The following is a 22,382-nucleotide window of genomic DNA, read 5'->3' on the forward strand; positions in this document are numbered from 1 at the left end:
CCGTCCCACCCGGCCGAGCGGGCCGTCCGCCAGCGCCGCTGGGGCCCGCCGTCTAGGCTCTGCGGCGGACCTGGGGAGGGACGTGGAGACCGACGAGCACGCGCCGACGACGCTGCCCGACGGGGTGGTGCGCGAGGCGCACGGCCCCGAGCGGCTGGTGGTGGTCTGGGCGCGCACCGACCTCGGGGCGCTCCTCGCCACCCTCGAGCGCGCCGGCCACCTCCCGCTCCTCGTCGACCCGGCCGAGACCGAGGACCTCCTCGAGACCGCGGGGGCGCCCGCGCTGCTCCTCGTCGAGTCCGACCTGCTCGACGAGGCCACCGTGGCCGTGCTGGAGCGCGTACGGCGACGCTCGCGCCAGACCCGCGTCGCCGTCGTGGCCGACGCCGGGGCCGGCGCCCACGGTCTGCTCACCGCGCTGCGCCACGGCCTCTCCGACGTCGTCGCCCCCGACGACCCCGCCGCCCTCGAGCAGCTGCTGCCGGCCCGGGCCCACCACCGCGGCGAGCGCGTCCTGGCCATCGGCGCCCACCCCGACGACGTCGAGATCGGCTGCGGGGCCACCCTGCTGCGCCACGCCGCACAGGGGCACCCGGTGTCGGTGCTCACCCTGAGCCGGGGCACCGTGGGCGGCCCGCGCGAGGAGCGCCGGCGCGAGGCGGTGGCCGCCGCCACCGCGATGTCGGCCGAGCTGCTGATGGCCGACCTGCCCGACACCCGGCTGGAGGAGGCCCACGAGATGATCGGGCTGATCGAGGCCGTGATCGCCTCGGTCTCCCCCACGACGGTCTACGTCCACTCCGCGGCCGACAACCACCAGGACCACCGCGCCGTGCACGCCGCCGCCGTGATCGCGGCCCGGCGGGTGCCGCAGCTGTTCTGCTACCAGTCGCCGTCCTCGCGCAACGGCTTCGCGCCCACGCGCTTCGTGCCCGTCGAGGACACCATCGAGGCCAAGCTCGACCTGCTGGCCTGCTACCGCTCGCAGTCGGCGCGCGACTACCTCGAGCCCGACCTGGTGGTGGCGAGCGCCCGCTACTGGTCGCGCCAGGTCTCCCACACCCGCTACGCCGAGCCCTTCGAGGTGCTGCGCGCCAGCGAGGTCGTCGGCGGCTGACCCGCCCCCCGGTGCAGGGTGCTCAGCGGCGTCCGGTCGTCGCGCCGAGCGCCGGCACGAGCCGGAGCCCGGCGGCCCCGGCGGCCTCACCGCGGGTGCGTGTCGCAGGGGGCGCGGCCGGCGCGGCCGGCGGGGGCCAGAGCGGCTCCGACCCGAGCCGCAGCAGACGGCGTACGGCCGGCGACTCCGCGAGCACCCCGACGTCGGCGCCGTGGACCACCGCGGCGCGCAGCGCGCGGCGCAGCCAGTGCAGGCCCGCGGTGTCGACGAAGTCGACCTGCTCGAGGTCGACGAGCACCACCGTCGGCCGCTCCCGGCGCAGCCGCTCCACCACCGCGCCGACCGCCGGCCCGGCCGACACGTCGAGGTCGCCCCTGACCACCAGCGCCATCGTCGGGCGCCCCTCGCGCCCCGTCGGACCGTCCACGAGCTCCACCGAGCACGTCGTCCTGCACACGTCACGACCCCCTCGTCGTCCGTTCCCCCGAGTCCGGACCCCCCGCCCGGCACCCGGAGCAACGACGCCGACCCGACAGGGTGAGGCCGCGGCCGCGAAACCCCCCGTCCGGGCCATGGTCGGCGGCCCGGGCATGGCCCGTGCGGGCCATGCCGCGCGCCCGGTCGGAGGAAGCCGCGCGCCCGTGCGACTCCAGGCCGCCGCGCGAGCGCCCACGCGGTCACCACGCGGTCACCACGCGGCCGACCATGCGGTCGACCGTGCGATTGACACGGTCGGGAGCGCCGAGCAGCATCGCCGCAGCGGGGACGACGAGGTCCCCCTCTCGGTGTGAGGTGGCTGGCTGTGGCGTACTACCGACGGGTCGGAGAGGTGCCGCGCCAGCGGCACACCCAGCTCCGCGACGAGCAGAGCGCGCTGCGCTCCGAGGAGCTGATGGGCGAGGAGGGCTTCTCCTCCGACTCCTCGCTGCTCTACCACCGCGGCGTGCCGTCGGCGATCGTGGCCAGCGAGGTCTGGGACCTCCCCGACCAGGCCCTCACCCCGAACCACCCGCTGACGCCGCGCCACCTGCGCCTGCCCGACCTCGTGCCCGCCGACGTCACGGGCGTCGACGCGGTCACCGGGCGCCGGCTCGTGCTCGGCAACGCCGACGTCCACCTGTCCTACGTCGTCGCCGCGGCCGACTCCCCGCTCTACCGCAACGCGCTGGGCGACGAGTGCGTCTTCGTCGAGGCCGGCAGCGGGGTGGTCGAGACCGTCTTCGGCGTCGTGCCCTACCGCGCCGGCGACTTCGTCGTGGTGCCCCGGGCCACCACCCACCGCTGGCGCCCCGACGCGGCCTCCGGGCCGAGCCGGCTCTACGCGGTCGAGTCGGCCAGCCACGTCGCGCCGCCGAAGCGCTACCTCTCGCGCTACGGCCAGCTGCTCGAGCACGCCCCCTACTGCGAGCGCGACCTCCACGGCCCCACCGAGCCGCTGCTCGCCGGCGCGGGCGAGCCGGCGTCCGACGTCGAGGTGCTCGTCAGGCACCGCACCTCGGCCGGGATCGTCGGCACCCGGATGACCTACGCCACCCACCCCTTCGACGTCGTCGGCTGGGACGGCTGCCTCTATCCCTACACGTTCAACGTCGAGGACTACATGCCGATCACCGGCAAGGTCCACCAGCCCCCGCCGGTGCACCAGGTCTTCGAGGGCGCCGGCTTCGTGGTGTGCGCCTTCCTGCCCCGCAAGGTCGACTACCACCCGCTCGCCGTGCCCGTGCCCTACTACCACTCCAACGTCGACAGCGACGAGGTGATGTTCTACGTCGCCGGCGACTACGAGGCCCGCAAGGGCTCGGGGATCGGTGTCGGCTCGGTGACCCTCCACCCCGGTGGCCACGCCCACGGTCCCCAGCCCGCCGCCGTCGAGGCCTCCCTCGGCGCCGAGGCCTTCGACGAGACCGCGGTCATGGTCGACACCTTCCGGCCCCTCGAGCTCGGCGAGGCCGGGCGGGCCGTCGACGACGGCGCCTACGCCTGGAGCTGGGCCGGTCGACGGCTCTGAGGCACCGCGCGCCGGAGCGGCCGACGGCACGACCCGCCGGACGTCACGTCCCGAAGAGCCGGGCGACCTCGTCGAGGTGGGGTGCGGGGTCGAGGTCGTGCTCGACCAGCCAGGCGTCGGAGTAGTAGGTGTCGGCGTAGCGGTGGCCGTCGTCGCAGAGGAGGGTGACGACGCTGCCGGTCTCGCCGGCCCGACGCATCCGGTCGACCAGCTGCAGGGCGCCCCACAGGTTGGTGCCGGTCGAGGGGCCGGGCCGGCGGGCGAGCAGCCGGTCGACGTGGCGCATCGTCGCCACCGAGGCCGCGTCGGGCACGGTGATCATGTGGTCGACCACCCCCGGCAGGAAGCTCGGCTCCACCCGCTGGCGCCCGATGCCCTCGATGCGGGAGCCGCGGTCGGTGGTGAGGCCGAGGTCGCCGCTGCTCCAGGCGGGGTGGAAGGCGGAGTGCTCGGGGTCGACGACGCACAGCCGGGTCGGCAGGCCCTGGTAGCGCACGTAGCGGCCGAAGGTCGAGGCCGTGCCGCCGGTGCCGGCGCCCACGACGATCCAGGTCGGCACGGGGTGGCGCTCCAGGCGCAGCTGGTCGAGCACCGACTCGGCGATGTTGTTGTTGCCGCGCCAGTCGGTGGCGCGCTCGGCGTAGGTGAACTGGTCCATGTAGTGCCCGCCGCACTCGCGGGCCAGCCGCTGGGAGACCTCGTAGACGCCGGCGGGGTCGTCGACGAGGTGGCAGCGCCCGCCGTAGCCCTCGATGAGGCTGATCTTCTCCACGCTCGTCGTGCGTGACATGACCGCCACGAAGGGCAGCCCGACGAGCTGGGCGAAGTAGGCCTCCGAGATCGCCGTGGAGCCCGAGGACGCCTCGACCACGGTGGTGGTCGGGCCGATCCAGCCGTTGACCAGCGCGTGGAGGAAGAGGCTGCGGGCGAGGCGGTGCTTGAGGCTGCCCGTGGGGTGGGTCGACTCGTCCTTGAGGTAGACGTCGACGCCCCACTCCTCGGGCAGCGGCAGCCGCAGCAGGTGGGTGTCGGCCGACCGGTTGGCGTCGGCGCGGATCGTCGCGACGGCCCGGTTGACCCACGCGCGCCGCTGCCCGTCGTGCACCCCGGCCTCCGGCCCCGCGGGGCCGTGACCCGCCGTCATCCGGCGCACACCCACAGCACCTCGTACGGCGCGAGCGCCAGGCCGTCGCCGCCCGGGTCGGCCCCCTCGCCCAGCGCCCGCCCGGTGATCCGGTCGACCGGCGGCCCGCCGACCAGCGAGGTCAGCCGGCCGCGGGAGACCCACTGCGGCTCGGGGGTGACGTTGGCCAGCATCACCATCGCACCGAGCGGGTGGACCCGCCGGGTGGCGAAGACGCCGGGGGCCGGCGGGTCGAGGACCTCGGTGGGCACGCCGGCGTGCAGGTGGGGCAGGTCGCGGCGCACGCCGACCAGGTGGCGCAGCCGCTCGCGCAGGCCGTGGGGGTCCTCGACCGGCCAGGGCATCACCGGGCGGTGGACCCACCGGTTGTCGGCGGCGTGGGCGGGGTCGGCGTCCCAGTCGTGGTCGTTGAGCAGGCCCACCTCGTCGCCCATCCACAGCACGGGCAGGCCACCGAAGCCGAGCACGACCGCGTGGACCGCCAGGATCCGGTCGACGGCGTGGGGGTCACCGGCCTCCAGGCCGGCCAGGGAGGCCAGGGAGCCGGAGATGCGCTGGTCGCCGGTGCGCGGGTTGTCCTGGAAGACCAGGCCGCGCGCCCACGAGCCGGGGAAGTCGCCGGCGTGGAACTGCGAGAGGAAGCGGCGGTGCAGGTGGCCGTCGAGCCCGGCGGCCGCCGCGTCGGCGTCGTCGATGGCCCACCCGATGTCGTCGTGGCAGCGGGCGTAGGTCACCCAGGAGGTGGAGGCGGGCGTGGCGGGGAGCCGCTGGAGGGCGCGGGAGGCCAGACCGGCGTCCTTGGTGGCCAGCATCGACCACACGTGCACCATGAGCGCGTTGTGGTAGGCCAGGTCGCTGACCTTGCCGTGGTGGCGGCCCTGGCCGAGGTAGGCCGGCAGGTCGTCGGGGCCGACGATGGCCTCGGCCTTGAACACCACCGCGGGGCAGGCGATGCGGCCCAGCACCCGCAGCGCCTGGGTGAGGGCGTGCACCTGCGGGAGGTTCTGGCAGGTGGTGCCGAGCTGCTTCCACAGGAAGGCGATGGCGTCGAGGCGGAAGACCTCCACGCCGTCGTTGGCCAGGGTCATGATGATGTCGGCGTACTCGCGCAGCACCGCGGGGTTGGACCAGTTGACGTCCCACTGGAAGGTGTTGAAGGTCGTCATCACCCAGCCGTCGAGGTCGGCGTCGAAGCTGAAGCTGCCGGGGGCGAAGTCGGGGAAGACCTCGGGCAGCGTCTGCTCGAAGGCGTCGGGCACGCTGCGGTCGGGGTGGACGTAGAAGTAGTCGCGGTAGGCCGGGTCGCCGGCCCGGGCCCGCTCGGCCCACTCGTGCTCGCGGGCGACGTGGTTGAGCACCAGGTCGAGGCACAGGCTGATCCCCGAGGCCCGCAGCCGGGCGGTGAGGGCGGCGAGGTCGTCGGTCGTGCCGAGGTCGGAGCGCACCCGGCGGTAGCTCTGCACGGCGTAGCCGCCGTCGCTGTCGCCGGGCCGCGGCTCGAGCAGCGGCATCAGGTGCAGGTAGGTGACGCCCAGGTCGCGCAGGTAGTCGATGCGCTCCGCGACGCCCGCGAGGTCACCGGCGAACCGGTCGGCGTAGGCGGCGTAGCCGAGCATCTCGGGGCGCTGGAACCAGTCGGGTGCCAGCGAGCGGCGCAGGTCGAGGTGGTGCAGCTCGTCGCTGCGCTCGGCGTAGCGCTGCGCGGCCAGGGCGACGAGGTCGTCGGCCAGGCCCTCGGGGTCGGGGTAGATCTCGGCGAGGGCCTCGACCAGGTCGGGACGCCACCGCTGGACCCGCGCGGCCAGCACCTCGGCGCGGTGGTCGGGCGCTGCGGGGCCGGTCGCGCCGCTCGACGCGCCCTCCTCGGTCGCCGGGCCGGCGTGACGACCGGCCGGTCGCGGGGGCTCGTGCCCGCCGCCGGACGCGTCGGGGACACGACCGGAGCCGCCCACGCTGCCCGGCGCGGGCGCCGCTGCGGCCGGCGGCGCGGCGGGGGTCGGGGGACGGTGGCGACGGGGCAGCAGCGGCATGCGCCGCATTCTCCCCGGCCACCTCCCCGCCGGCGACCCCGCCGGGGTCGGGTCTCAGCCCTCGGGGTCGGCGTCGAGGCGGGCGAGCTCGTCGGCGGTGAGGTCGAGGTCGGCAGCCGCGGCGGAGTCGGTCACCGAGGAGGGACGCTTGGCCCCGGGGATGGGGATGACGACCGGTGACTGCGCGAGCTCCCAGGCCAGCGCAACCTGCTGCGGGCTGACACCGCGCGCCTCGGCGACCTCGGCGAAGGCCGGGTGGTGGGCGGCCAGCTCCTTGGCGTCGCCCAGACCGCCCAGCGGGCTCCACGGCAGGAAGGCCAGGCCCAGCTCCTCGCAGACCTCGATCTCGGGGGCGCTGCTGCGGAACTTCGGGGAGAACTGGTTCTGCACGCTCACCAGCGCGCCGCCGAGCACGGAGTGGGCGAGACGGATCTGCTCGGGGTCGGCGTTGGAGAGCCCGAGCCGCTTCACCTTGCCGGAGTCGTGGATCTCCTTGAGCGTCGCCACCACCTCCTCGTAGGGCACGGCGGGGTCGGGCCGGTGGTGCTGCCACAGGTCGAGCTGCTCGACGCCGAGCCGCTCCAGGCTCGCGTCGACGGCCTCGTGGAGGTGCTGGCGGGAGCTGTCGACGTCCCAGCCTCCCCCGTCGGTGCGCACGTGGCCGCCCTTGGTGGCCAGCAGCACCCGCTCGCGCAGCCCGAGCTCGTCGAGCAGGCCGATGGCCAGGCGCTCGTTGGCGCCCTGGGCGTCCTGGCCCAGCTCGTCGCCGGGGCCGTAGGCGTCGGCGGTGTCGAAGAGGGTCACCCCGGCGTCGACCGCCGCCTGCACGGTGTCGAGCAGCTGCTGTCGCGGCTGGGTGCCGGTCTGGTCGAAGGTCATCAGGCCCAGGCCGATCGCCCCCACCTGCACGCGTCCGACGGTGTCGTTGCCGATCTCTCGAGTCCTCATGGGTCCTGTCTACCGCCGCGCGCCGACACGCAGCACCGCCGGAGGGGTGAGCACGCCACCGACGCGCGGCTCCCGAGTCGCGTCGCACCCGGCCTCCCGGGGGCCCTCGTAGGCTCGAGTCATGAGCACGACACGCGTCACGAGCACCTCCGCGCCCGCCCTGGGCCACGTCTTCGCCGACGCGCTGCCGGAGCTGGCCAAGCCCTGGCGGGCCGAGGAGGCGCCCGAGCCCCGGCTGCTGCACCTGGGCGAGGAGCTCGCGCGCGAGCTCGGCCTCGACCCGGAGTGGCTGCGCACGCCCGAGGGCGTCGGTTTCCTCGTCGGCGGTGAGGTTCCCGAGGGCGCCCACCCCGTCGCGCAGGCCTACGCCGGGCACCAGTTCGGAGGCTTCAACCCCGGCCTCGGCGACGGCCGGGCGCTGCTGCTCGGCGAGCTCACCGCCCCCGACGGCCGCGTGGTCGACCTGCACCTCAAGGGCTCCGGCCGCACGCCGTTCGCCCGTGGCGGCGACGGCCTGGCCGCGGTCGGCCCGATGCTGCGCGAGCTGGTGGTCAGCGAGGCCATGCACGCGCTCGGCGTTCCCACCACGCGCGCGCTGGCGGTCGTCGCCACGGGTCGCGGCGTACGCCGTGAGCTCGGGGTGCTGCCCGGCGCCGTCCTGGCCCGCACGGCGGCCAGCCACCTGCGCGTCGGCAGCGTGCAGCTCGCCCGGGCCCGCGACGACCGCGACCTGCTGGCGCGTCTGGCCGACCACGCGATCGCGCGGCACCACCCGGCGGCCGCCGACGCCGAGCACCCCCACCTCGCCCTCTTCCAGGCCGTCGTGGCCGCGCAGGCCGACCTGGTGGCGCGGTGGATGCTGCTCGGCTTCGTGCACGGCGTCATGAACACCGACAACATGACCCTCTCCGGCGAGAGCATCGACTACGGCCCCTGCGCCTTCATGGAGGCCGTCGACCCCGCCACCGTCTTCAGCTCCATCGACCACGCCGGCCGCTACGCCTACGCCCAGCAGCCGCCGATCGCGGAGTGGAACCTCGCCCGTCTCGCCGAGGCGATGCTGCCGCTGCTGCACGACGACCAGGAGCAGGCCGTGGCGCTGGCCGTCGAGGCGCTCGGGGGCTTCCGCCCGCGCTACGACGCCGCCTGGACCGAGGGGATGCGCGCCAAGCTCGGCCTGCCCGCGGGGCTGACGCCCGACGTGGTGCTCGCGCTGGCCACCGACCTGCAGGCGCTCATGCAGGCCGGCCGCGTCGACCACACGTCCTTCCACCGGGCGCTGTCGGCGGCGGCGCGCGGCGACGCCGAGCCGGTGCGCGGGGTCGTGCTCGACCTGCCCGCGCTCGACGCGTGGCTCGAGCGGTGGCGCGCGCTGGGGCCCGACCCCGACGCGATGGACCGGGTCAACCCGCTCTACGTCCCGCGCAACCACCTGGTCGAGGAGGCCCTCGACGCCGCCACCGCGGGCGACCTCGCTCCGCTCGAGCGGCTGCTCGAGGCGGTCCGGTCGCCGTACGTCGAGCGCCCCGGCCTCGAGGCCTTCGCGGCCCCCGCACCGCCCGACTTCGGCGCCTACACCACCTACTGCGGCACCTGAGCCCGCACGGCCCCCACCCCGCGCGGACCCCGCGCCCACCCTGCGCCCACCCTGCGCCCACCCTGCGCCGACGACGCCGCCTGGGGAGTTCGCCCGCGCGGCGGCCCCCGGCCCCCTACGCTCGGCGGGTCGGGCACAGGGCCGGCGCGCGAGCTGAGGAGACGACACGGCGATGGGCTTCATGGACAAGGTGCGCGGGCAGTTCATCGACATCGTCGAGTTCCTCGACGACGGCCGCGACACCATCGTGTGGCGCTTCCCGCGCCAGGGCAACGAGATCAAGAACGGCGCGAAGCTCGTGGTGCGCGAGGGCCAGGTGGCCGTCTTCGTCGACGAGGGCCAGATCGCCGACGTCTTCACCCCCGGCACCCACACCCTCGACACCCAGAACCTGCCGGTGCTCTCGACCCTCAAGGGCTGGAAGTACGGCTTCGACTCCCCCTTCAAGGCCGAGGTCTACTTCGTCGGCACGCGGCTCTACACCGACCTCAAGTGGGGCACGCAGAATCCGGTGACCGTGCGCGACGCCGAGTTCGGGATGGTGCGGCTGCGGGCCTTCGGGGCCTACGCGCTCCAGGTCGTCGACCCCGCCGCGCTGCTGCGCCAGCTCGTCGGCACCGACCCCGACTTCCGCACCGACGAGGTCGCGGAGTTCCTCCGGCAGAACATCGTCAGCCAGGTCGGCACGGCCCTGGCCAACTCCCAGCTCCCGATGCTCGACCTCGCCGCCCAGCAGCAGACCATCGCCGCGACCCTCGCCGGGACGCTGACCACGAGCCTGGCCGACATGGGCGTGAGCATCCCGAAGTTCGTCATCGAGAACATCTCGCTGCCCCCGGAGGTCGAGGCCGCCCTCGACAAGCGCACCCAGATGGGGGTGCTGGGCAGCCTCGACCAGTACGCGAAGTTCCAGGCCGCCACCGCCATCGGCGACGCCGCCACCAACCCCGGCGGCGCGGGCGAGGGCCTCGGCATGGGCATGGGCATCGCCCTGGGCCAGCAGATCGCCCAGGCCATGGCTCCCCAGGCGGCTCCCCAGGCTCCCCAGGCCGCTCCGCCGGGTCCGCCGCCCCTGCCCGGGGCGTCCCAGCCCTGGTTCCTGGCCGTGGGCGGCCAGCAGGTCGGACCGGTCCCCGCCGGCGAGCTGCCCGGCCGGGTCGCCTCGGGCGAGCTCACCGCGACCACCCTGGTCTGGCAGCAGGGCATGACCGCCTGGACCGCGGCGGCCGAGGTGCCGGCGCTGTCCGCGCTCCTCGCCGCCACGCCGCCGCCGCTGCCGCCCCAGGCCTGAGCCGAGGAGACCCGGTGCCCACCGACCCGACCCCCACCGGCCAGCAGCCCGCCGACCCGGCGGGTCCCCCTCCGCTGCCCGGCGGGCGCACCGCGGGGCCCCCTCCGCTGCCCGAGCCGCCCGCGACCTCGCCCCCCGGCGCGGCCGGCGTGGTCGACCCGGTCGGCCCGGTCGACGCGAGCGACCCGGTGGCCCCGGGCGCCGCGACGCTCAGCGCCACCTGCGGCAGCTGCGGCGCGCAGGTCGCCCACGCCCCCGGCACGACCTCCCTGCGCTGCGGCTCGTGCGGCGCGCAGACCGCCATCGCCGCGACCGGAGCCACGATCCGCGAGCACTCCTACGACGCGTGGCGCGCGCGCAACGGCGACACGACGGTCGCCTCGATCGGAGCCCACGTGCTCCAGTGCGGCGGGTGCGGCGCACGCACCGAGACCGTCGACCTGGCCGGGCGCTGCCAGTTCTGCAGCGGTGCCCTGGTGGTCGTCGACCACCCCGAGGGTCTCGTGGCGCCCGAGGCGGTCATCCCGTTCCACGTCGACGAGTCGGGCGCCCAGCGGGCCTTCGGCGAGTGGGTCGGCTCGCGGCGCTTCGCCCCGGGGGCCCTCAAGGAGGTCGGCTCGACCCACGGCCTCCAGGGCACCTACGTGCCGCACTGGACCTTCGACGCCCAGACCGTCACCGACTACACCGGCCAGCGCGGCGAGCACTACTACGTCACCCGCACCCGCACGGTCTCCGACGGCAAGGGCGGCACGAGGACCGAGACCTACCAGGAGCGCCGGACGCGGTGGCACCCCGCGTCGGGTCGCGTCTCCCGCGGCTTCGACGACGTCCTGGTCGTCGCCAGCGAGCGGCTGGAGCCGGGGAAGCTGGCGAAGATGGGGCCCTGGACGCTCGCCGACGCGCGCCCCTTCCAGCAGGAGTACCTCACCGGCTACTCCGCCCTGCGCTACGACGTCGACCCGCAGGAGGGCGCCAAGGAGGCCCGCGGCCAGATGCGCGAGGTCATCGAGGACGACTGCCGCCGTGACATCGGCGGTGACGAGCAGCGCGTCAGCGACATGGACGTCACCTACGCCCAGGCGACCTTCAAGCTGCTGCTCGTGCCGCTCTGGCTGGCCAGCTACCTCTACCGCGGCACGACCTACCAGGTGATGGTCAACGCCACCACCGGCGAGGTCGTGGGCGACCGGCCCTGGAGCGTGCCGAAGATCCTCGCCGCCGTGCTGGTGGCGCTGCTGCTCGTCGGCGCCGTCGTCGCCGCCCTCGTGCTCACCGGCGACAGCAGCACCGCCCCGACGCCCGCCCCCGGCACCCGACCCTGATCCACGCCCCGGTCCATGCCCCGGTCCATGCCCCGGTCCACGCCCCGGTCCACGCCCCGGTCCACGCCCCGGTCCACGCCCCGGTCCACGCCCCGGTCCACGCCCCGGTCCACGCCCCGGTCCAGGCTCAGCCGTTGATGCGCAGCGCCCGCATCCGCGCGTAGAGCGTGGTGCGCGAGAGCCCGAGCGCCTCGGCGGCGCGCACCTTGACCCCGCCGGCGTCGCGCAGCGCGGTGACGATGACGTCGCGCTCGGCCTGCTCCAGCGCGGTGAGGGCGCCGGCAGGAGCACCCGAGCGGTACTGCTCCGGCAGGTCGTCGACGGTCAGGCCGCCGGTGGAGCGGGCCTGCGCCAGGTGGACCACCACGGCCTTGAGCTCGCGCAGGTTGCCCGGCCACGCCTGGGCGCACAGGGCCTCGACCACGCGTGGGGTCAGGTGCACGGGGCGCCCGCCCGCGACCTCGCGCAGCATGGAGGCCGCGAGCTCCGGCACGTCCTGACGGCGGGCCGCCAGCGGCACCAGCTCCTCGCGCCAGGTGGCCATGCCCGCGAGCGTGGCGGCCGCGCCCTGCAGCCCCGCGACGGGGCCCGAGGTCAGCACGAGGTCGGGTCGGGTGGGGGCGTCGACCCACCCGGTCACGACGTCGAGCAGGGCGTCGGGCAGCAGGTCGATGCCGTCGACGCAGACGGTGCCCGACCCCCGCCGCATGGCGGCCTCGAACTGTCGGGCCCACTCCTCGGCGCCCTCCAGCAGCGCGGTCGCGGGTCGCATCACCTGCACGGGGAGGTGGTCGGCGGCCAGCGCGCGGGCGCGGGTGGTGCGGCCGCTGCCCGAGACGCCCGCGACGAGCCGGGGCGGTCCGACCCGGTCGCGACGGGTGCGGCTGCGGGTGGTCACCGCCCGCGCCAGCGCACCGCTCACCTTGTCGACGCGCAGCAGCGCACCGCGGCGGGCTCCGCTCACGCGGGTGACCTCGACGCTCACCGGCTGGCCCGACTCCAGGGTCAGCTCGATGGCCTGCTGGTCGCGCTGCTGGGGCTCGTCGGCCAGCACCCGCAGGAGGGCGACGTCGGCGGGGCTGAGCAGGTCCTGCGCGGCGTGGTTCGAGAGCACGATGTCCTCGCCGACGGCCAGGATCGGACGGCGCCGCAGACCCACCGCGCCCTGGAAGGCCGCCAGCAGGCTCTTCTCCGAGGCCCGGCTGCCGTCGAGGAGGCGCTGCTCGATCTCGTGCACGGCGCGCGAGACCAGCGGCGCCAGCAGCGGGCTGGCCTGCTCGCGCAGCGCGGTGAGGTCCAGCACGCCCTCGATCCGCTTGGTCAGGGGGTGACGGATCGGGTGGCCGTAGCAGCTGAAGGCCTGCAGGGCCTCCACGAAGTGCTCGCTGCCGTGCACGGCGACGCCGTGGCGGGCGACCATCGCGGTGCCCAGCGCGTTGGTGCCGATGCGCTCCTCGAGCAGGCTGGCGCCGACGCGCACGTCGAGGGAGTCGAAGGCCTCGCCGAGCCGCGGGTCGTCGCACCAGCGCCGGGCCACGCGGCAGTCGCGGTCGACGAGCACGGTGGAGTAGCGGCTGCCGCGCAGCCCCTCCTCGAGGTCCTCGAGCACCGGCACGGCGCCGCGCAGCAGCGTGCTGCCGACGTCGGCGACCGTCTCCACCCCCGCGTCGGCGTCGGTGTCCACGGGCGCCGCGGGGTCGAGACCGGCGAGGCGCACACGGCGCCAGGAGGAGGCGATCTCCTCGCGCACGCCCGGCGCCCCGGCCGCGGGCGCCCCGGCCGCGGGGGGCAGGCCGGGACCCGCAGCCGCGCCGCTGGTGCGCCTCATCGGTCCTCCCGGGCCCGCTGGCGGTCGCGGGCGGTCGACGTGTGTCGCAGGTCACACCCTGCGCCGTCGAGGTTGGTCCGCGGTTGCCCGACCCCGCGGCGGCGCAGTGCCACCCCGACGCCGGACCCGGGGTGCGACGGAGTGTGCAGAGACTGAACAGTCACCCCGCCCCCGGCTTGTCATGGTGTGGCTCCCGTCACGTCGCCCGACGACCCGCGCCCGGCCGCTGCGCCGCCGCGGCCGCCCGGCGGACCGCCGTACACCCCAGAGGAGCCACCGATGAAGACCATCGCCGCCGTCGTCTACGAGCCCGGCAAGCCGATCGAGATCGAGGAGCTCGACCTCGACGGCCCCCAGGCCGGTGAGGTGCTGATCCGCTACACCCACGCCGGGCTGTGCCACTCCGACGTGCACATCGCCCACGGCGACCTCGAGGCGCGCCTGCCGATGGTGCTGGGCCACGAGGGCGCCGGGATCATCGAGGAGGTCGGGCCGGGCGTGACGCGCGTGCAGCCCGGCGACCACGTGGTCTGCTCCTTCATCCCCAACTGCGGGTCGTGCCGCTACTGCGCCAACGGCCAGCAGTCGATCTGCGACATGGGCGCCACCATCCTCGAGGGCTACCTGCCCGGGGAGCGCTTCCCGATCACCGGCCCGCGCGGGCAGTACGGCGCGATGTGCATGCTCGGCACCTTCAGCCAGTACGGCGTGATCCACCAGAACTCCTGCGTCAAGGTCGACGACGACCTGCCGCTGGAGAAGGCGGTGCTGGTGGGCTGCGGCGTGCCGACCGGCTGGGGCGCGGCGGTCAACACCGCTGGCGTGCGCGCCGGCGACACGGTCGCGATCTTCGGCATCGGCGGCATCGGCATCAACGCCGTGCAGGGCGCGCGCCTCAGCGGCGCGAAGAACATCGTGGTCGTCGACCCCCTGGAGAACAAGCGCGAGAAGGCCATGGAGCTCGGCGCCACCCACGCCTTCGCCAGCGCCGAGGAGGCCCAGGACACCATCACCGACCTCACCCGCGGCCAGATGGCCGACTCCGCCATCCTCACCCCGGGACTGATGACCTCCGAGATCGTGGCCAGCGGCTTCAACGCCGTCGGCAAGGGAGGCACGGTCGTGCTGACCGGGCTCAACAAGCTCGACGAGCAGAACATCGAGCTGCCGGGCTCGATCATGACCCTCTACCGCAAGACCCTCAAGGGCAGCCTCTTCGGCGACTGCAACCCCACGACCGACATCCCGAAGATCCTCGGGCTCTACCAGAGCGGCGACATCAAGCTCGACGAGATCATCACCCGCACCTACCGCCTCGACCAGGTCAACGAGGGCTACGACGACCTGCTGGCCGGCAAGAACGTGCGTGGCGTCGTCGTGCACGAGCACTGAGCGGTCCGTGCCCGACCACCCCACCCCGGTCACCGCGGGCGCGACGGCCGACGCCGTCGCGCCCGTGGCCGCGGTCGACCGCTCCGAGGAGGCCCAGGTGCTCCAGGCGGCGCTGCGCAGCGGCGCCCACGTGCTCCTCGAGGGACCGCCCGGCACCGGCAAGTCGACCCTGCTGCGCCAGGTCGCGCGCGAGCGCGACATCCCCTTCGTGCTCGTCGAGGGCAACGCCGAGCTGACCCCCGCGCGGCTGGTCGGCCACTTCGACCCCGCGCTGGTGCTGGCCCGCGGCTACAGCCCGGAGATCTTCGAGGACGGGCCGCTGCTGGCCGCGATGCGCTCGGGAGGCCTGCTCTACGTCGAGGAGCTCAACCGGATCCCGGAGGAGACCCTCAACGTCCTGCTGGCCGCGATGTCGGAGAAGGAGATCACCGTGCCCCGCCTGGGCTGCGTGGTCGCCGCGCCCGGCTTCGGCCTGGTCGCCGCCATGAATCCCTTCGACGCGATCGGCACCGCGCGGGTCTCCAGCGCGCTCTACGACCGCACCTGCCGGATCTCGATGGGCTACCAGCCCGCCGAGGCCGAAAGGGCCATCGTGGCGCTGCACACCGGCGGCCCGGGCAGCACCGGCGGCACCGGCGGCACCGGCGGCACCGCCGGTCCGGAGTGGGAGGCGAAGGTCGTCGAGCTGGTGCGCGCCACCCGCGAGCACCCCGACCTCGAGTGGGGCTCCTCGGTGCGCGGCGCGATCGACGTGGCCCGGATCACCGTCGAGCTGGCCGCCCTGCGCGGCGTGCCCGCCACCGAGTGGCACGTCGGCCTGGCCGCCGCGAAGGCCTCGCTCACGGGGCGGGTCAGGCTGCACGAGGGCTGCGGCCGCACCCCCGAGCAGGTCGTCACCGAGCTGTGGACCCGTGTCTTCGGGCCGCCCCCGGAGACCGACCCGCCCGACGGCGCGCCCGACACCGGGGAGGCGGGGCCGGGGGAACCCTGAGCCCGCCCACCCCGGCGGGCTCGCCCCCCTCACCCTCGGCCCCCTCCAAGCCACAGCCCCGCGAGCGACTGCGCAACGAGCGCACCACCGGGCGCTCGGAGCTGGCCCGCAACCCCCGCTTCGCCGAGCTCTCCCCCGAGACCGGCGTGCTCGACCAGGACGCCCTCGACGCCGCGCTGCGCGAGGACCCCGACCTCACCCTCACGCTGCTGGTCGACATGTCGCGGGCCACGGACGAGGCGCTGCGCGCCCAGGTACGCCGGCTGGCCCCCCGCCTCGTGCTCGACCAGACCCGTCGTGGTCTCCCCCGGTCGGCCGGGGTCGCCCGCCGGCGCACGCGCCCCGCCGTGGCGGGCGGCGACCTCGACCTCGACCGCTCGATGGAGGCCGTCGTCGGCGCCCGCGCCGAGGGCCGCATGCCGCGCCTCGACGAGCTGGTCTCCTCCGACTGGGCCCGCCCCGACCTCGCGCTGTGCCTCGTGGTCGACCGCTCGGGGTCCATGAACGGCGCCCGCCTGACCGCCGCCGCCGTGACGACCGCCGCGTGCGCCAGCATGGCTCCGCGCGAGCACGCCGTGCTGACCTTCGCCTCCGGCGTCGACGTCCTCGCCCCGCTCACCGCGCGCCGCCCGGCCACCGAGACCATCGCCACGGTGCTCGCGCTGCGCGGCCACGGCACCACCGCCCTGCCCGCCGCCCTCGACGCCGCGCGGCTCCAGCTCTCGCGCGCCACCGCCCGCCGCCGGGTCACCCTGCTGCTCTCCGACTGCCGCACCACCGACGACGACGCCGTGCCCGCGGCCAGCCGGCTCGACGAGCTGGTCGTCCTCGCCCCGGCCGACGACGACGAGGAGGCCCGCCGCCTGGCCCTGCGTGCCGGCGGGCGCTGCGCCAGCGTCGCCGGCGTGCTCGACGTGCCCCGCGCCCTCAACCGTCTCCTCGCCGACGACCGGCCCTAGACCACGCCTCGCCCGGCAGCCCCGGCGACCGCAAGCCCTCGACGGGCACGGCCTGGCTGCTGCTCGTGCTGCTGACCCCGTGGCTGGGCCTCGAGGCGTGGTCGCTCAGATCCGCCCGGCTGCGCTGCGTCGACAACGTCACGCGACTGACGGCAGCCCTCCAGTGAGCGCCGCCGGGCCTCACGGAGCGGCAGCGACACGGGCGTCGCTCGGGGCCTCCCCCCTGACGAGCTTGCGACGGGCCTTCTCCTCGGCCGCCCGCTGGCGTCCGAGGGCGACGGCGACGGCGGCGACGAGCGCACCGCCGCTGAACATCGGGTCGAGCCACTGGGCGTTGGTGGCCAGCTGGAGACCCTTGACCCCGGTGGCCAGCACGAAGATGGCGAGCACCGTGCCCCAGACGTTGAAGCGGCCCGGGATGACCTGCGTGGACCCGAGGAAGACCGCCGCGAAGGCGGGCAGCAGGAGCGAGGCGCCGTAGGTCAGCGACGGCCCGGCGAGGGAGGCGTAGATCGCCCCGGTGAGACCCGCGATGGTGCCGGAGGCGATGAGGGCCAGCCACGTGTAGAGGTCCACGCGCGCGCCGGACAGGCGTGCCGCCTCCGGACTGCTGCCGATGGCGAAGAGGTAGCGGCCCACCGGGGTGTGCTGGAGCACCCACCACAGCAGGACGGCCAGGATCAGCATGTAGACCACGACCACCTGGAAGCCCAGGATGGTGGACTGGGTGAACGCGGCCCACGAGGCGTTGATCGGTGGGAGCGGCTGGGCGTTGTCGGTGATGATGATCTGGAAGGCCGCGATCATCGACGAGGTGCCGAGCGTGGTGATGAAGGAGCTCACCTTGAGCTTGACCACGATGAAGCCGTTGACGGCTCCGATGAGGGTGCCGAGCAGCGTGCACACCACGACCACGGTCGGCCACGCCCAGTCGTCGTTGACCAGCATGACCGCGGAGATGGTCGAGATGTTGGCCGTGGCGCCGACCGAGAGGTCGAAGGCACCGCACGCCAGCGGCACCAGGATCGCGAGGGCCAGCATCGCCGCGATCGACCGGTCGGCGGCGATCGAGTGCACCGTCGCCATGGTCGGGAAGTAGAGCGGCTGCCAGACCGAGAAGACCACGATGAGCACGGCCCACAGGTAGAGGCCGCTGAAGCGTTCGAGGCCGAGGCCGCGCGGGAGCCGGGTCATCGCAGATCTCCTTCGAGGCTGCCGACCGCCGCACGGTCGGAGCGGTGGTCGACAGGGTGGTCGGGCGAGTCGGTCGTGAGGTGGGGGTGGCGGAGGTCAGCCGGGTCGCCCTCGCTCTCCATCACCTCCATGAGGTCGGAGGCCTGGTCGGGCTCGATGCCGAGGCAGGCGCGGGTCAGGGCGTGGGCACTGATCTCGTCGCCGACGAGCTCCTCGACCAGCTCCCCCACCCTGAGCACGAGGACGCGGTCACAGACCGCGATCAGCTCCTCGGTGTCGCTGGAGCTGACCAGCACGGCGGCGCCCCGCTCGGCGGCCTCGAAGAGCGCGCGGTGGAGCTCGGCCTTGGCGCCGACGTCGACGCCCTGGGTGGGCTCGTCGAGCAGGAAGAGCACCGGCTGACGCTCGAACCACTTGCCGTAGACGATCTTCTGCTGATTGCCCCCGCTGAAGGTCGACATCGCACGCTCGGTGCCGGACCGGGGCCGCACGTCGAGCCGCTCGAACCAGCCCGTGGCGAGGTCGTGCTCGCGGCGCCGACTGAGGCCGGCGCCGCGCCAGAGGCTGCGCAGGCTGCCGAACCCGATGTTCTCGCGGGCGGGCAGGTCGACGAAGCAGCCCTCGAGCTTCCGCTCGGCCGGCACGTAGGCCACGCCGGCGGCCATCGCACGGTCGGGTCGGTCGGCCCCGACCCGTCGTCCCGCGACCCTCACCTCGCCGTGGTCGCGGTGTCGTGCCCCGAAGACGGTGCCCAGGAGCGAGTCGCGCCCCGAGCCGGTGATCCCGGCCACGCCGACCACCTCGCCGGGACGGACCTCCAGGTCGATCCCGTGCAGGCTCTCCGAGCCCAGGCCGGTGACGCTGAGGGCCGGCTCGGAGGCCGGGTCCGACCGCAGTGGCGGCCGCTCCTGGGCTTCGAGAGCGGCCCCCAGCAGGTGGTGCAGCAGGGAGTCGCGGGTCAGGCCGGCCACCGGCTGGGTCGTCATCCGCACCCCGTCGCGGAGCACGGTGGCCGCCGCGGCGACGGCGAAGACCTCGTCGAGGCGGTGGGTGACGTAGAGGACGCCGATGCCGCGTGCCGAGACCCGGCCGACGATCTCGAGGAGGGCCTCGACCTCGTGCTCGGGCAGTCGTGCGGTGGGCTCGTCGAGCACCAGCAGGTGCACGGGGCTGGACTCGTCGTCGAGCAGGGCGCGGGCGACGGCGACGCCGGTCTTCTGGGCCGGGGAGAGCCGGCCGACGTGACGGTCGGGGTCGACCTCCACGCCCACCGACTCCAGCGCGCGGGCGGCCCGTGCCCGGGCCGCGCGGCCGCGGATCGTCCCGAAGCGCGTCGGGAAGCCAGGGCCGAAGGCGAGGTTGTCGCTGACCGAGCAGTCCTCGACCAGCCCGAGGTCCTGGTGCACGAAGCGCGCACCCAGGGCGTACGACGACGCCGCGCTGCCCGTCACCAGCTCCTCGCCGCCGATGCGGATGGAGGCCCCGGGATCGGGGCGGTGGAAGCCCGAGAGGGTCTTGATGAGCGTGGACTTGCCCGATCCGTTCTCGCCCAGCAGGGCGTGGACCTCCCCCGCGCCGATGCGCAGGTCGACGTCGCGCAGCGCGTGACCGCCGACGAAGGTCTTGGTGAGACCGACGATGTCGAGCGCCGGGGCGGAGTCCGTCCCGGCCGTCGCGGAGGAGGTCCCGGTGCTCACTTGCCCCACAGCGCCTTGTACTGCTCGCGGTAGTCCTCGGGGAACCCGAGCCCGGCGGGAGAGGGCGTGCCGACGTTGTCCTGCACGGCGATCATCTGCACGCGACCTCCGTCGGCCTCGGGCACGTCCATGCCGGTCATGGTGCGGGCGACGATGTCGACCGCGGTCCACCCGTACTGGTCCTCGGCGGTGGCGCTCACCGCCGCGATGTCGCCGCTGACGACACCCTGCAGGCTGTTGATGTCGGGCGAGCCGCCCACCACCTTGACCCCGCTGATGCCGGCGGCCTCGAGGGCGCTGGGCAGGCCTGCGGCGAGGAAGGCGGTGTCGGTCGAGACGACGTAGTCGATGTCGGGCTTCTTCTGCAGCTCCGAGACCACCGACGGGACGATGCCGTTGGAGGCCAGCTGGGCAGGGGCGTTCTCCAGCTCGGTGATGGTGCAGCCCGAGCAGTACTCCGCGATGCCCTCGCGGAAGCCGTCGCCGTAGGCGGCGAGCACCGCGAAGGCCGGCACGTCCTGGAGCAGGATGGTGGCGTCGGCCGCGGAGTCGGCGGTCACCCAGGCGGCCATGGCCTTGCCGGAGGCCGCGTAGTCGAGCTGGCTGGCCGAGCCCTGCGTGACGGGGCCGCCCGGCTCGGTGTCGCCCACGGCGACCGGGGTGATGATCACGCCGGCGTCCTCGAAGTCCTGGACGAGGGGCTGCCACAACGTCTGGCTGAAGCCGATCGGGGCCACGGCGAAGGGGTCGTAGGTCAGCGCCTCCTTCATGGCCGAGGTCAGCGTGGCGCCGTCGGTGGTCTTGTAGGCCAGCAGCTCTGTCTCCCACCCCATGGCCTCGGCGGCCTCGAGGGTGCCGTCGGAGATCAGCTGGCACTGGGGCAGCTCACAGGTGATGACGACGAAGGGCTTGTCGCTGGAGGTGTCGCCGGTGATCGGCTCGGTCTGGTTGATGGTGCTGGGCGTCTCCAGGAGTGGGGTCACCACCTCCTGGGCGGCGCTCACCTCGGCCTCGGCGGCCGACCCGGCCTCGGCCGTCGCCGCGGCCTCCGGCGCTCCTGCGGAGTCCTCGGGAGCGGCGCAGGCGCCGAGGATCAGCATCCCGGCGGCGGCGATCCCCGCCATGCCGCGCAGTCGTGCGTGGTGGTTGGTCATCGGTGGGTCCCTTCGAAGGCCCGAGAAGCACGGCGACGAGCCTGGCGGCACGTCATGTGTCGTGCATCACAACAGCCTGCGATCCGACTGTCAACTGCCGTGTTGACTAAATCTACGAACGTGTTGACCTCGGTCGACGTCGGTCCTACCGTCGACCCACGCCCGCCGGGCGACAGGGAGGAGCACCCGCATGAGCGTTCTCGACCGGTTCCGACTCGACGGCCAGGTCGCCGTCGTCACGGGCGCCTCCTCAGGGCTGGGGGTCGCCTTCGCCGTGGCCCTCGCCCAGGCCGGCGCCGACGTCGTGCTCGCCGGTCGACGTGAGGAGCGGCTGCGCGAGACCGCCCTCCTCGTCGAGGCGGAGGGGCGCCGGGCAGTGCCGGTCGCGACCGACGTGACCGACCCGACGGCCTGCACGACACTCGCGCAGACCGCCATGGAGCACCTGGGCCGCATCGACGTCCTGGTCAACAACGCTGGCGTGGGCACGGCGCACCCCGCCACACGGGAGACACCGGAGCAGTTCCGCGAGGTGCTCGCGACCAACCTCGAAGGTGCCTACTGGATGGCCCAGGCCTGTGGCCGGGTGATGCGCCCCGGGAGCAGCATCGTCAACATCTCCAGCGTCATCGGACTCCGCCCCCAGCCCCTCCCCCAGGCCGCCTACGCCTCGAGCAAGGCCGCGCTCATCGGTCTCACCCGCGACCTGGCCAACCAGTGGACCCGCCGCAAGGGGATCCGTGTCAACGCCATCGCGCCCGGCTTCTTCGAGACCGAGATCAGCGACGGCTACGCACCGGGCTACGTCGACACCCAGCTGGAGCGGGTCGCGGTGGGTCGCCAGGGCGACCCCGAGGAGGTCGCCGCGACGCTGGTGTGGCTGGCCAGCAGCGCCGCCGGCTACGTCACGGGGCAGACCGTGGTGGTCGACGGTGGGTACGTGATCGGGTGAGCGCCACGGCGCGGCGCACTAGGGTGCCCGACGTGAGCGACGACCGCACCCCTCCCCTCTCCAGCGGCGCGGGCGACCCGCCTCCGGCCGACCCTCCCGCCGCCGACCCCGACGACAGCGGCATCGGCCGGCGCCGGGCCGCCGCGCGAGGACGCAAGAAGGGCGGCTACAGCCTCAGACGGACCGAGATCATCAACGCCGCCGCACAGGTCTTCAAGGTCCGCGGCTACCAGGGCACGTCGCTGGCCGACATCGCCGAGGCCGTCGGCACGGAGCGGGCCAGCCTGTACTACTACGTCAGCAGCAAGGAGGAGCTCCTCGACGAGGTCGTCACCGACGTCGTCAAGGCCAACCTCGTGGTCGCCGAGGGCATCCGCGACTCCGACCAGCCGGCGCCCGCGAAGCTGCGCGAGCTGATCACCTCGCTCATGGTCAGCTACGCCGAGAACTACCCGTTCCTCTACGTCTACCTCCAGGAGAACCTCGCCCACGTCGCCGAGGCGCGGCGCGAGTGGGCCGAGGAGATGCGCAAGGTCAACCGTCGCTGGGAGGAGGCCGTCACCGCGATCGTCACCCAGGGCGTCGAGGAGGGCACCCTGCGTCCGGTCACCGACCCGCGGGTCATGGCCTACGGACTGATCGGGATGGTCAGCTGGACCAACCGCTGGTTCAACCCCGAGCGTTCCGCCGTCGACGCCGCCACCATCGGGGAGTCCTACGCCAGCATGCTCCTGGACGGCGTGGAGGTGAGGTGA

The 22,382-nt window shown here is 74.5% G+C and carries 18 protein-coding genes; 10 read left to right on the forward strand and 8 right to left on the reverse strand.

Features of this window, described 5'->3' with window-relative positions; all coding sequences use genetic code 11:
• Positions 1-82 precede the first annotated feature (82 nt).
• Positions 83-1,117 (forward strand): PIG-L deacetylase family protein, encoded by a 1,035-nt coding sequence (locus LPA27_RS01725; protein WP_056903124.1) that lies wholly within the window; start codon positions 83-85, stop codon positions 1,115-1,117.
• Between the two features lie 22 nt (positions 1,118-1,139).
• On the opposite strand, the gene LPA27_RS01730 is transcribed toward LPA27_RS01725, so the two are convergent.
• Positions 1,140-1,553, reverse strand: a complete 414-nt coding sequence (locus tag LPA27_RS01730) for an STAS domain-containing protein (protein WP_228941284.1) — start codon at positions 1,551-1,553, stop codon at positions 1,140-1,142.
• A 366-nt stretch (positions 1,554-1,919) separates the two neighbouring features.
• On the opposite strand from LPA27_RS01730, the gene LPA27_RS01735 reads away from it, so the two are divergent.
• Complete coding sequence (locus LPA27_RS01735; protein ID WP_228941285.1) at positions 1,920-3,125, forward strand: homogentisate 1,2-dioxygenase; 1,206 nt, start codon at positions 1,920-1,922, stop codon at positions 3,123-3,125.
• Between the two features lie 43 nt (positions 3,126-3,168).
• On the opposite strand, the gene LPA27_RS01740 is transcribed toward LPA27_RS01735, so the two are convergent.
• From LPA27_RS01740 to LPA27_RS01750, 3 genes are read right to left on the reverse strand one after another with little or no spacing between them, the layout of a single operon-like run.
• Positions 3,169-4,269, reverse strand: a complete 1,101-nt coding sequence (locus LPA27_RS01740) for a PLP-dependent cysteine synthase family protein (RefSeq protein ID WP_228941314.1) — start codon at positions 4,267-4,269, stop codon at positions 3,169-3,171.
• The gene (locus tag LPA27_RS01745) at positions 4,266-6,299 is read right to left on the reverse strand and encodes an alpha-amylase family protein (RefSeq protein WP_228941286.1); all 2,034 of its coding nucleotides are present in this window, start codon (positions 6,297-6,299) and stop codon (positions 4,266-4,268) included. The genes LPA27_RS01740 and LPA27_RS01745 overlap by 4 nt, the downstream gene beginning before the upstream one ends.
• A gap of 54 nt (positions 6,300-6,353) precedes the next feature.
• Positions 6,354-7,247, reverse strand: a complete 894-nt coding sequence (locus LPA27_RS01750; protein WP_056863053.1) for an aldo/keto reductase — start codon at positions 7,245-7,247, stop codon at positions 6,354-6,356.
• 121 nt (positions 7,248-7,368) lie between these two features.
• Here LPA27_RS01750 and LPA27_RS01755 point away from each other — a divergent pair, with 121 nt between their 5' ends.
• The 3 genes from LPA27_RS01755 (at position 7,369) to LPA27_RS01765 (ending at position 11,460) form a co-directional block, all read left to right on the forward strand.
• Positions 7,369-8,844, forward strand: a complete 1,476-nt coding sequence (locus LPA27_RS01755; protein WP_228941287.1) for a protein adenylyltransferase SelO — start codon at positions 7,369-7,371, stop codon at positions 8,842-8,844.
• A 172-nt stretch (positions 8,845-9,016) separates the two neighbouring features.
• The gene (locus LPA27_RS01760) at positions 9,017-10,135 is read left to right on the forward strand and encodes an SPFH domain-containing protein (RefSeq protein ID WP_228941288.1); all 1,119 of its coding nucleotides are present in this window, start codon (positions 9,017-9,019) and stop codon (positions 10,133-10,135) included.
• 14 nt (positions 10,136-10,149) lie between these two features.
• Positions 10,150-11,460, forward strand: coding sequence for a hypothetical protein (locus LPA27_RS01765; RefSeq protein ID WP_228941289.1), 1,311 nt, complete (start codon positions 10,150-10,152; stop codon positions 11,458-11,460).
• 127 nt (positions 11,461-11,587) lie between these two features.
• Here the strand turns inward: LPA27_RS01765 and LPA27_RS01770 are convergent, their stop codons facing one another.
• A complete protein-coding gene (locus LPA27_RS01770; RefSeq protein ID WP_228941290.1) occupies positions 11,588-13,288 on the reverse strand; it encodes a sigma-54-dependent Fis family transcriptional regulator in 1,701 nt (566 codons plus the stop codon).
• Positions 13,289-13,567: 279 nt separating this feature from the next.
• Between LPA27_RS01770 and LPA27_RS01775 the strand changes: the two genes are divergently transcribed.
• The 3 genes from LPA27_RS01775 (at position 13,568) to LPA27_RS01785 (ending at position 16,630) form a co-directional block, all read left to right on the forward strand.
• Entirely contained in the window at positions 13,568-14,680 is a 1,113-nt protein-coding gene (locus LPA27_RS01775; protein ID WP_056863050.1) for an NDMA-dependent alcohol dehydrogenase, read from the forward strand.
• A 7-nt stretch (positions 14,681-14,687) separates the two neighbouring features.
• Positions 14,688-15,671, forward strand: coding sequence for an AAA family ATPase (locus LPA27_RS01780; RefSeq protein ID WP_082502582.1), 984 nt, complete (start codon positions 14,688-14,690; stop codon positions 15,669-15,671).
• Positions 15,672-15,817: 146 nt separating this feature from the next.
• Entirely contained in the window at positions 15,818-16,630 is an 813-nt protein-coding gene (locus LPA27_RS01785) for a VWA domain-containing protein (RefSeq protein WP_056863521.1), read from the forward strand.
• A gap of 180 nt (positions 16,631-16,810) precedes the next feature.
• Here the strand turns inward: LPA27_RS01785 and LPA27_RS01790 are convergent, their stop codons facing one another.
• The 3 genes from LPA27_RS01790 to LPA27_RS01800 are packed head-to-tail and all read right to left on the reverse strand — an operon-like array spanning position 16,811 to position 20,675.
• Positions 16,811-17,824: an ABC transporter permease gene (locus LPA27_RS01790; RefSeq protein ID WP_056863049.1), complete on the reverse strand. Its 1,014-nt coding sequence runs from the start codon at positions 17,822-17,824 to the stop codon at positions 16,811-16,813.
• Entirely contained in the window at positions 17,821-19,521 is a 1,701-nt protein-coding gene (locus LPA27_RS01795) for a sugar ABC transporter ATP-binding protein (RefSeq protein ID WP_228941291.1), read from the reverse strand. The genes LPA27_RS01790 and LPA27_RS01795 overlap by 4 nt, the downstream gene beginning before the upstream one ends.
• On the reverse strand, positions 19,518-20,675 hold the full coding sequence (locus tag LPA27_RS01800; RefSeq protein WP_056863048.1) for a sugar ABC transporter substrate-binding protein: 1,158 nt from the start codon (positions 20,673-20,675) through the stop codon (positions 19,518-19,520). The genes LPA27_RS01795 and LPA27_RS01800 overlap by 4 nt, the downstream gene beginning before the upstream one ends.
• A gap of 190 nt (positions 20,676-20,865) precedes the next feature.
• On the opposite strand from LPA27_RS01800, the gene LPA27_RS01805 reads away from it, so the two are divergent.
• Together LPA27_RS01805 and LPA27_RS01810 are read left to right on the forward strand one after the other, a co-directional pair.
• Positions 20,866-21,627 carry an SDR family NAD(P)-dependent oxidoreductase gene (locus tag LPA27_RS01805; protein ID WP_056863047.1) on the forward strand — a complete coding sequence of 254 codons (762 nt, stop codon included), beginning with the start codon at positions 20,866-20,868 and terminating at the stop codon, positions 21,625-21,627.
• 32 nt (positions 21,628-21,659) lie between these two features.
• Positions 21,660-22,382 carry a TetR/AcrR family transcriptional regulator gene (locus LPA27_RS01810; RefSeq protein ID WP_162242352.1) on the forward strand — a complete coding sequence of 241 codons (723 nt, stop codon included), beginning with the start codon at positions 21,660-21,662 and terminating at the stop codon, positions 22,380-22,382.

The sequence above is a fragment of the Nocardioides sp. Leaf374 genome, assembly GCF_916862475.1.
Lineage (GTDB): Bacteria > Actinomycetota > Actinomycetes > Propionibacteriales > Nocardioidaceae > Nocardioides > Nocardioides kribbensis.

What these genes read in the sequence shown, in the direction of transcription:
- LPA27_RS01745 (WP_228941286.1), bottom strand. Translation starts at nt 6,299, where the DNA reads ATGCCGCTGCTGCCCCGTCGCCACCGTCCCCCGACCCCCGCCGCGCCG.
- LPA27_RS01770 (WP_228941290.1), bottom strand. Translation starts at nt 13,288, where the DNA reads ATGAGGCGCACCAGCGGCGCGGCTGCGGGTCCCGGCCTGCCCCCCGCG.
- LPA27_RS01775 (WP_056863050.1), top strand. Translation starts at nt 13,568, where the DNA reads ATGAAGACCATCGCCGCCGTCGTCTACGAGCCCGGCAAGCCGATCGAG.
- LPA27_RS01790 (WP_056863049.1), bottom strand. Translation starts at nt 17,824, where the DNA reads ATGACCCGGCTCCCGCGCGGCCTCGGCCTCGAACGCTTCAGCGGCCTC.
- LPA27_RS01760 (WP_228941288.1), top strand. Translation starts at nt 9,017, where the DNA reads ATGGGCTTCATGGACAAGGTGCGCGGGCAGTTCATCGACATCGTCGAG.
- LPA27_RS01740 (WP_228941314.1), bottom strand. Translation starts at nt 4,269, where the DNA reads ATGACGGCGGGTCACGGCCCCGCGGGGCCGGAGGCCGGGGTGCACGAC.
- LPA27_RS01805 (WP_056863047.1), top strand. Translation starts at nt 20,866, where the DNA reads ATGAGCGTTCTCGACCGGTTCCGACTCGACGGCCAGGTCGCCGTCGTC.
- LPA27_RS01755 (WP_228941287.1), top strand. Translation starts at nt 7,369, where the DNA reads ATGAGCACGACACGCGTCACGAGCACCTCCGCGCCCGCCCTGGGCCAC.
- LPA27_RS01800 (WP_056863048.1), bottom strand. Translation starts at nt 20,675, where the DNA reads ATGACCAACCACCACGCACGACTGCGCGGCATGGCGGGGATCGCCGCC.
- LPA27_RS01750 (WP_056863053.1), bottom strand. Translation starts at nt 7,247, where the DNA reads ATGAGGACTCGAGAGATCGGCAACGACACCGTCGGACGCGTGCAGGTG.